The 9,002-nt window shown below is 72.9% G+C and carries 9 protein-coding genes and 1 pseudogene; 2 read left to right on the plus strand and 8 right to left on the minus strand.

Going from position 1 to position 9,002, the window contains the following annotated elements:
* Positions 1 to 12: 12 nt before the first annotated feature.
* The 6 genes from C1I92_RS19100 to C1I92_RS19125 form a co-directional block, all read right to left on the minus strand.
* Positions 13 to 930, minus strand: coding sequence for a transporter substrate-binding domain-containing protein (locus tag C1I92_RS19100; protein ID WP_111256241.1), 918 nt, complete (start codon positions 928 to 930; stop codon positions 13 to 15).
* A 16-nt stretch (positions 931 to 946) separates the two neighbouring features.
* Complete coding sequence (locus C1I92_RS19105; RefSeq protein ID WP_111256242.1) at positions 947 to 1,693, minus strand: amino acid ABC transporter ATP-binding protein; 747 nt, start codon at positions 1,691 to 1,693, stop codon at positions 947 to 949.
* Positions 1,690 to 2,838: a C45 family autoproteolytic acyltransferase/hydrolase gene (locus C1I92_RS19110; protein ID WP_146605198.1), complete on the minus strand. Its 1,149-nt coding sequence runs from the start codon at positions 2,836 to 2,838 to the stop codon at positions 1,690 to 1,692. Before C1I92_RS19110 ends, C1I92_RS19105 begins: the two co-directional genes overlap by 4 nt.
* A complete protein-coding gene (locus C1I92_RS19115) occupies positions 2,835 to 4,046 on the minus strand; it encodes an ROK family transcriptional regulator (protein WP_111256244.1) in 1,212 nt (403 codons plus the stop codon). The genes C1I92_RS19110 and C1I92_RS19115 overlap by 4 nt, the downstream gene beginning before the upstream one ends.
* Positions 4,047 to 4,141: 95 nt before the next feature.
* On the minus strand, positions 4,142 to 5,299 hold the full coding sequence (locus C1I92_RS19120; RefSeq protein ID WP_111256245.1) for a sensor histidine kinase: 1,158 nt from the start codon (positions 5,297 to 5,299) through the stop codon (positions 4,142 to 4,144).
* Positions 5,296 to 5,961 carry a response regulator transcription factor gene (locus C1I92_RS19125; RefSeq protein ID WP_111256246.1) on the minus strand — a complete coding sequence of 222 codons (666 nt, stop codon included), beginning with the start codon at positions 5,959 to 5,961 and terminating at the stop codon, positions 5,296 to 5,298. The genes C1I92_RS19120 and C1I92_RS19125 overlap by 4 nt, the downstream gene beginning before the upstream one ends.
* A gap of 159 nt (positions 5,962 to 6,120) precedes the next feature.
* Between C1I92_RS19125 and C1I92_RS19130 the strand changes: the two genes are divergently transcribed.
* Positions 6,121 to 6,462 (plus strand): hypothetical protein, encoded by a 342-nt coding sequence (locus C1I92_RS19130; RefSeq protein ID WP_146605199.1) that lies wholly within the window; start codon positions 6,121 to 6,123, stop codon positions 6,460 to 6,462.
* Positions 6,459 to 7,694, plus strand: coding sequence for a serine hydrolase domain-containing protein (locus C1I92_RS19135; protein WP_111256248.1), 1,236 nt, complete (start codon positions 6,459 to 6,461; stop codon positions 7,692 to 7,694). Before C1I92_RS19130 ends, C1I92_RS19135 begins: the two co-directional genes overlap by 4 nt.
* Before the next feature lie 4 nt (positions 7,695 to 7,698).
* On the opposite strand, the gene C1I92_RS19140 is transcribed toward C1I92_RS19135, so the two are convergent.
* Both C1I92_RS19140 and C1I92_RS19145 read right to left on the minus strand, forming a co-directional pair.
* A complete protein-coding gene (locus tag C1I92_RS19140) occupies positions 7,699 to 8,601 on the minus strand; it encodes a dihydrodipicolinate synthase family protein (protein WP_111256249.1) in 903 nt (300 codons plus the stop codon).
* 53 nt (positions 8,602 to 8,654) lie between these two features.
* Positions 8,655 to 9,002, minus strand: a pseudogene (locus C1I92_RS19145) (hypothetical protein); the annotation flags it as partial.

The following is a 9,002-nucleotide window of genomic DNA, read 5'->3' on the forward strand; positions in this document are numbered from 1 at the left end:
GGCGGCGCCCGATCAGGGCGAGCCGGGCGTCGGCAGCACCGGCGGCTCGTCCTGGACGACGCCGACGGTGTCGTCCCAGAGCCGCTGCCAGGTGCCGTCGGCGACGATGGTCCGGACGAACTCGTCGACGATCTCCTTGAACTCGGGGTCGTCCTCGGACATCCCGATGCCGAACTCCACCGTCCCGTAGGTGGCGGGGAGCAGCATCACGTCCGTCTCCTGGACGATCTTGCTGAGCAGGCTGGCGTTGTTCTGCGACCAGGCGTCCACCCGGCCCTGCCGCAGCGCCTCCAGGCACTCCGACGACGTCTCGAACAGGATGGGCTCGGCCTCGGGGATGCCCCGGCGCAGCGCCTCCTCGGCGGCGCCGGGCTGGGTGGCCACCTTCATCCCGGCCAGGTCGCCGGCGTCCTCGATCCGCGTCTCGTCGCTGCGCACGACGATGCCGCTCTGCGCGATGTAGTAGGGCGTGGAGAAGTCGATCAGCCGGTCCCGTGCCTCGGTGATGCTGTAGGTGGACACGACCACGTCGACGGAGCCGTTCTGCAGCAGCGACTCCCGCGTCTCGGCGCCGCTGGTCTTCGTCTCGACGTTCGGCTCGCCCAGGATGTATTTGGCGAGCAGCTGGGCGATCCCGGCGTCGAAGCCGGAGATCCGGCCGGTGGCGGGGTCCTGCAGCGCGAAGACCGGCGAGCTGAGCACCCCGGCGGCCACCAGTGAGCCGCGTTCCCGGATGCGCTGGACGGTCGGTGTCAGCGGCAGGTTCTCGCCCACGGGTCCCTGCTCGACGGCCGCGGATTGGTCGACCTCGGCCAGGACGTTGGTAGCGGATCTCTCCGCCGGCTCCGCGGAGCTGGAACACGCGGCGGCCACGAGCAGCGCGGCCAGCCCGGCCACGGCCGGGACGAGCCGGTGACGGCGACGAGCCATGGTCTGTCTCCCCTTGCTAGTGGTGGAGCACCCGCGACAGGAAGTCCCGGGCGCGGTCGGTCTGCGGGTTGTCGAAGAACTCCTGCGGGCTGCCGGCCTCCAGGACCCGGCCGCCGTCCATGAACAGGACGCGGTCGGCGGCGCGGCGGGCGAAGCCCATCTCGTGGGTGACGACGATCATGGTCATGCCGTCGCGGGCCAGCGAGGTCATCACGTCGAGGACCTCGTTGATCATCTCCGGGTCGAGGGCGGAGGTCGGCTCGTCGAAGAGCAGCACCTTCGGCTCCATCGCCAGGGCACGCGCGATGGCGGCGCGCTGCTGCTGCCCGCCGGACAGGTGCGCAGGCATCTTGCCCGCCTGGTCGGCGATGCCGACCCGGTCCAGCAGGGTGCGAGCCCGCTGCTCGGCCTCGCGCCGCGGCAGCTTGCGCACCTTGACCGGCCCGAGCGTGACGTTGTCCAGGATCGTCTTGTGCGCGAACAGGTTGAAGGACTGGAAGACCATCCCGACGTCGGCGCGCAGCGCGGCCAGCGCCCGGCCCTCGGCCGGCAGCGGCACCCCGTCCACCGCGATCGTGCCCGAGTCGATCGGCTCCAGCCGGTTGATCGAGCGGCACAGCGTCGACTTGCCCGAGCCGGACGGCCCGATGATCACGACCACCTCGCCGCGGCCGACCGACAGGGTGACGTCGCGCAGGACGTGCAGCGAGCCGAAGTACTTGTTGACGCCGTCCAGCGCGACGAGCGGGGGTCGGTCGGTCATCGGGTGCCGTCCTCGTCCTCGTAGAGGTTCCAGGGGATGAGCTCGTGGTCGTACTCGCAGGGGTTGCCGGCGGCCAGCCGGTGCTCGCCGGTGGTGAGGTCGGTGATCGACGAGCGGAGCGTCGCCATGCCGTCGTCGCCGGGCCAGCGCTGGTCGTCGTGGCGGCACACCGCGGCCGGGTAGCCGACGTGGTCGCTCAGGGCGCCGGCGACGGCCCGCAGGACGCCGCCGGAGCCAACGGCCAGGCGCGCGGCGGCCGCCCGTTGCCGGACGATCGGCACGCGGTACAGGGAGTCGACGATCACCGGCCGGTGGTCGTCGCGCAGGTCCGCCGGCAGCTCGTCCTGGTGATGGTCGCCCTGCACGAGCACGCCGCCGTCCGGCTGACGCCACCGCGCTCCGGCCGCCTGGGACTCCAGGGCGACGGCCGCGCCGTCGCGATGCGCCAGCAGCAGGCTCGCCGGCGCGCATCGCGGCATCAGCAGCACGGCACGCAACGCCCCGTGCAGGTCGTGGCAGTCGAGGATCGCCCGCGACAGGACGGCGCGCGGCAGGCCGCTCGCCGCGCCGGGACCGTCCAGGCCCGTGACGGCGAGCGCCAGCCCGGCCGAGTTGGCGCCGTCGCCGCCCACCTGACCGGCCTCCGCCTCGACGATCAGCGTCGGCTTCGGCGGCTGCACGATGCGCAGCACCACGGACCACTCGCCGGCGTCGGGATACCAGTCCCAGTTGCGGGCCACGTACACGTGCTCGTCGCCGGTGGCCGCGCCGAGCAGCGCCAGCGACGACCCCCGGTCGCGGTGGCGGCGGGCCTCGGTCCTCGTGGCGGCGGGCTCCCGGAGGTGGCCGAGGTCGGCCCGGGCGTTGAGCAGCAGCACCGCGTCGGCGCTCACCCCGGCGCCTTCGGCGATGCCGTCCATCTCGTCGAGCAGGTCCGGCGCCTGCCGGCCGATCTCGGCCCGCCAGCCGCCGATCCGATCTGCGTGATCCGCCAGGTCGCGGCCGGACAGCCGCCGGCTGTGCTCGGTGTAGAAGTCCACGGCCGCGCGCACCTGGGATCGGGCGCCTTCGCCGTGGCGGCGTCCGCGCTCACGGGCACTGCCGGACAGCTCCAGGAACAGCGGTGCGGTCGCGCCCACCGTCACGCCCTCACCGGTGCGGCGCCGGGCGCGGCGGGGCTGACGTCGCGGCGTCCGAACAGACCCTCCCGGGCCTCCTGCACGCCCAGGGCGATGGCGCCGGCGATGGACGCGCGGGCGCCGAGCGTGCTGGTCTCGACGGCGGGCGGCCGCGGCACCAGCCGGTCGAGGTAGCCGCGGACCGGCTGGAGCAGCGCCGGCTGCAGCCCCACCTCACCGCCGAGGATGAGCAGCTGTGGCTCGACGATCGTGGTCACCGAAGCCAGCGCCATGGCGATGCCGTACGCCTCGCGGTCGACCACCTCGGCCGCCAGCGGGTCGCCGTCGCCGGCCCGGGCGAAGACCTCGGCGACGGTGATCGCCGGCCCTTCGCCGCCCCGCCGCTCCCGGTACCGCTCGGCCAGGCCGTGGCCACCGATCGCGGCCTCGAACGCCCCGTTGTGGCGCGAGCCCGGGGCGAGCGGGTCGCCGCCGAACGGGAGCCAGCCGATCTCACCCGCCGCGCCGGTCCGGCCGACGCACAGCCGTCCGTTGATCACCAGCCCGAGGCCGGTGCCGGCGCCCACGTGCATGAAGCCGTAGTCGTCGATGCCCTGCGCCAGGCCGCTGCTCCCCTCGGCGATGGCGGCCAGGTTGACGTCGTTGTGGACCAGCACCCGGGCGCCGATCCGCTCGCTCAGCTCCGCCTGGACGTCGCGCGGGCCGAAGTCGGGCAGGTGCGGCATCAGCGCGACCCGGCCCGTGCCCGGCTCGACCGTCCCGGGCACTGCCACCAGCGCGGCCGCCACCTTGTCCGTGGCCACGCGGGCCCGCGCCTGGACGGTCTGGACGGCGGCGACCACCTGGTCCAGCAGCGCGGCCGCCGACGAGGTGTCGGTGTCCTCCTCGTGCGCGGCGAACTCCACGCCGAACACGTCGGCGAGCACCGCCGACACGGACGCGGGCCCCACGTCGACCCCTACGACGTAGCCGACCTCGCGGTTGATCGCGAACAGCGCGGCCGTGCGGCCGATGCGGCCGCCCGCCTGCCCCGACTCCACGACGAGCCCGGCAGTGGCCAGGCTCTCCACGATCGAGTTGGTCGTCGGGCGCGAGAACCCCAGCAGGTCGGCCACCTCACCGCGCGTGCACGGCCCGTGCCGGTACAGCGCCTGGAGAACGGCCCGCTCGTTCATCAGACGAGCAGTGGTTCGGGTGTCGGAGGCGGTTCGCATGATCCTTCTTTAAGTAGGTTTCTTAATGAACGGCGCGATAGTTGCACACCGGGGCGCGTGCCGTCAATGAATGGACGGAACTCGTCCCCGGGCGGCTAGTGACTCGGCAGCCGCACGGTGAGGTCCAGGCCGCCCTCGGGCCGGGCGACGGTGGTCAGTGTGCCGCCGTGCGCCTCGACCACCGCAGCGGCGATGGACAGTCCCAGGCCGAGGCCGTCGTCGTCGGCGCCACGTCGGTCGCCCAGCCGTTGGAACGGCTCGTACAGGGCCGGCACGGCGCCGGCGGGGACGACCGGCCCGCTGTTGACCACCCGTAGCGTCGCCTCGCCCGCCTCGCCCGCCGTCGACACCCGGACCCAGCCGCCCGGGCCGTTGTGCCGTACCGCGTTGTCCACCAGGTTGCGGATCAGCCGTTCCACCAGCTCCTGGTCCCCCGCGACCGGCACTGGGAGCAGAGTGGCCGCGACCTCGACGCCGCGGGCGGCGGCCTCGGCCGCCACGTCCGCCAGGACGTCGCCGGCCGACTCGGACAGATCGACGCGCCGGCGATCCAGTAGCCCCGGCTGGCTGCGCGCCAGCGTCAACAGCGCCTCGATGATCCGCTCCTGCCGGTGGGCGGCAACCCCCACCCTGGCCAGCGCGGCTCGCAGCGTCTCCGCTGTGGCGGCCGGGTCGCCCAATGTCACGTCCACCACCGCACGCTGCAGGGTGAGCGGAGTGCGTAGCTCGTGCGAGGCATGGGCGACGAAGCGGCGCTGGGCGGCGAAGGCCGACTCCAACCGCGCGAGCAGGTCGTCGAACGTGCCGGCCAGCTCGGTGAGCTCGTCGTCCGGCCCGGTGACGCCCAGGCGCTGGTCCAGTGCATCGGCAGAGATGCGGCGGACCTGGACGGTCATCCGGCTGAGCGGTCGTAGCACCCGGCCGGCGACCACCCAGCCCAGCACGAACGAGACGCAGGAGAGCGCCGCCAGCGCGATCACTGACGCGGTCAGCAGCCGGCGGACATCCTCGGCACGCTGTCGTTCCGCCTGTTTCCGCAGGTCACCGGCCAGTTCCGGTGGCTCGATGGCGACGTCGCCGGCGTTGGGCGGCTGGGACGGCGCCGGCGGCTCCCCGAGGAGCGGACCGTGCGCGACGAGCACGTAGACGAGCCCGATCAGCACAGCTCCGGTCGCCAGGAAGAGGCCGCTGTAGAGCAGGGTGAGCCGGAGCCGGACGGTGGGCCGCCGCCAGGCCGGTCGCCGACGGATCATGACAGTGCGGCGATGCGGTAGCCGGCCTGCGGCACGGTCTCGATCAGCGGCGGGTCGCCGATCTTGCGCCGCAGCCGGCTGACCGTCACCTTCACCGTCTGGGTGAACGGGTCGGCCGCCTCGTCCCAGGCCTGCTCCAGCAGCTGCTCCGCCGAGACGACGGTCCCGCGGGCGGCGAGCAGGATCTCGAGGACGGCCAGTTCCTTCGGCGTGAGGTCGAGCCGGCGCCCGTCGCGCGACGCGGTGCGCCGGGCGGGGTCGACGCGGAGCCCGCCGTGCACCAGCGTGGGTGGGATCGCCGTCGCCGGCCGGCGGGCCAGCGCCCGGATCCGCATGACCAGCTCGTCGAACGCGAACGGCTTCGGCAGGTAGTCGTCGGCGCCGTACTCGAATCCCGCCACCCGGTCGGCCAGCGAGCCGGCCGCGGTCAGGATCAGGATGCGACCGGGATACCCGCCGTTCACCAGCGACCGGCACACGTCGTCGCCGGAGATCCCCGGCAGGTCTCGGTCGAGCACGACGACGTCGTACCGGTGCACGGACGTGTGGTACAGCGCGTCCTCGCCGTCGAGAACGAGATCGACGGCCATGCCCTCGCGGCGCAGGCCGGTCGCGACGGTCTCGGCGAGCTCGCGGTGGTCTTCGACTATCAGTACGCGCATCGGCGGCTCCGTGATCCAGGGTGTCCGGGATCGGGTTACAGCGAGGTGACAGCGGCTGTTCCGCTCCCGCAACCGGTCACGGGCGAGGCTTCCGGTGTCAGCCGAACACGACTGCTCGGAGGAGACATGAAACGTTCATCGATCATCGAGGTCGCCGCGATGGCTGCGATCCTATCGGTCGGACCGGCGGCCCCGAACGCATTCGGCGCGACCGACGCCGGGTCGGCCGGTCCGGCCGGCGAATCCGCGACGGAGTTCAGCAGGTGCATGCGTGAGCAGGGGCTCGACGACTTCCCCGACGCACACGTGGGCGAGAACGGGCTGGTACAGCTGGACCGCGATGGCTCGTGGGTGGACCCGTTCTCGGCCGGGTACCTGGCGGCCCTCGAGGAGTGCGGGGGCGTGCTGCCGGACGCCACCACGTTGCCCGGCAGGGTCGAGCCGCCCGCACCCGAGCCGCCGTCGCTCCCGTCCTTCGCGGCTCCCGAGGTGCCGGCATGAGACTCACGACCGTCCGCCTCAGCCGCCGCGCCGTGCTGCGCGGCTCGGCAGCGGCGGCGACGGGGCTGGCGGCGTCGGCGTTCTCGATCTCGCCGCGAGCGTGGCCAGGCGAAGACTCCGGCACGGGCCCAGAAGGGCTGCAGCAGGCCCTCGACGGGCTGGTCGGCACCGCCGCGGATCCGGCCGACCAACCGGTCGCCGCACTCGGGATGGTCCGTGACGGCGGCGAGCTCTGGCGCGGGGCCGCCGGCTACGCCGACCGGGACGCCCAGCGCCTCGCGCACCCGGCGATCGACTATCGGTTCCGGATCGGCAGCGCCACCAAGACGTTCACCGCGACGATCGTGCTGCAACTGGTGGGCGAGGGCCGGATCGGCCTGGACGACCCCATCGGCCGGCAGCTGCCCGGGCTCGTCCCGGGCGAGGATCGCATCACCGTACGCAGCCTGCTGAACATGACCAGCGGCCTACCCGACTTCCTGCCGATCCTGCTGCCTTCGCTTCGCCATGGCATCTCCAGCTACGAGGAGTACCGGCGAGCGTCCTTCCGTCCGATCGAACCGCGCGACGTCATCGGCCAGGCCGTCGCCGCCGGGCCCCGGTTCGAAGCGGGCACTGCCTTCGACTACAGCACGACCAACTACCTGGTGCTCGGTCTGCTGATCGAGCAGGTGACGGGGCGTCCGTACCGGACGGTTCTGCACCACCGCATCATCCGTCGTCTCCGCCTGCTCCAGACGGATCTGCCCGCAGGGCCAGCGCTCCGGCCGCCGTACCTGCACGGCTACGCGCACTTCCACGACCTGGCCGAACAGTGGACCGACGTCACCCGCAGGTTCGAACCGGGCTGGTCCGGCGGCGGGATGGTCTCCACGCTCGCCGACCTCTCCCGGTTCTTCTCCGCTCTGCTCTCCGGCGACCTCCTGCGGCCGGACCTGCTGGACGCGATGACGACCACGTCGGGCGCCCCACCCGCCGCGTCCGGCGCACCACCCGGCGCGCCGGACGGAGGCACCTATGGCCTCGGACTCCAGCGTGACGACCGAAGCCTTCGGCACCCGACGTGGGGCCACGGCGGAGACACCCACGGCTACAACAACCGTGTCCACACCACAGCGGACGGCGCCGCCCAGCTGCTTGCCGCCACCACCGGCTTCCCGGCCCGCACACCCCGCCATGGGCCACCGTACGAGCCGTTCATCGACGCCGCCTTCGCCGCGATCGGCTCTTGATGCGTCAGGCGGTCACCTCCACCAGGCCGGCCGCCACCAGGACTCGGTGCACCTCGTTCAACCCGTCGGCGTCGGGCGGGGCGAGCGCCTGGCCGGCGGTCGAGCCGACGATCCCGAGTTCGGCCAGGGCGGCCTTGAGCGAGGTCAGCCAGAACCCCGAGCTGTACACCGCGCACACGTCGTCGAGCTGAGCCTGGAGCGCTGCGGCCAGGGTCGTGTCGCCGTCCAGACCGGCCTGGACGAGCCTGGCGGCAAGGCCGGGGACCACGTTGGCGATCCCGGGCACGGCGCCGTGCGCCCCGGCGGCGAGACTGCGGGCGATGAGCGCCTCAGCGCCCTGGAACACGCGAAGTCCCGCGGCGCCGGCCACGTCCGCCAGAGCGGCATAGGTGTCCCACTCGCCCGACGACTCCTTGAGCGCCACGACGGAGTCGATCGCGGCGATCTCCCGAAGCGCCCGGGGCGTGATCGGATGGTGCGTCAGGTGCGGGATGTTGTAGACGACGAGGGGAAGGCTGGTCCGCTCCGCGAGGGCGGTGACGTGCCGGATGACCGCGCTGTCGGTGTCGGCGTTGAAGTACATGGGCGCCATCAGCACCAGCGCGTCGACACCGATCTGCTCGAAGTCCTGGCCGGCCCGGAGAGCTCGCTCCGTGCTCGTCTCGCCGACGCCGGCGAGTACCGGAACCGATCCGGCGACGGCGTCGACATACGCCCTGGTGATCTCGCTGGCGACCCCTGGCTCGAGTGTGGGTCCTTCGCCGCAGGACCCGAGGACGAACAGCGCCGACGCACCTCCGTCCCGGACGTGCGCGGTAAGCCTCTCCACGGCACCGATATCGGGACGGTGATCCGGGGTCAGTGGCGAGACGACCGGTGGAATCATTCCGGACAGGTGCAGGTTCATGATGCCCCCTAGGGTTCGGTGCAGCGGTCGAGTTGCGGACGGCGGAACTGCGGTCAGGTCATGGCCTTACGCGGAGCGGTCACTCGGCCGGCGGCGCGGGCTTCGGCGGTGTCGCGTTGGGCGTCGATCTCGGCGGTGAAGCGGGCGGCCAGGCCGGTGAGGTGGTCCAGGACGTCGGGGTGGCGGTCCTTGAGGTCGTAGGTCTCGCCCGGGTCGAGCTCCAGATCGAACAGCTGCGGCAGCTCCCGGCCCTGCGCCCGGTTGGGGTCGCGGGGGAACCGGTCCAGGTGCAGCTTCCACCGCCCCCACCGCACCGCGTTCAGCGTCCACCAGTGGAAGAAGAACAACGCCCGCCGCACCGGCAACGACCCACCGGCCAGGACCGCCGCGATGTCCACCCC

The sequence above is a fragment of the Jiangella anatolica genome, from assembly GCF_003236295.1.
Lineage (GTDB): Bacteria > Actinomycetota > Actinomycetes > Jiangellales > Jiangellaceae > Jiangella > Jiangella anatolica.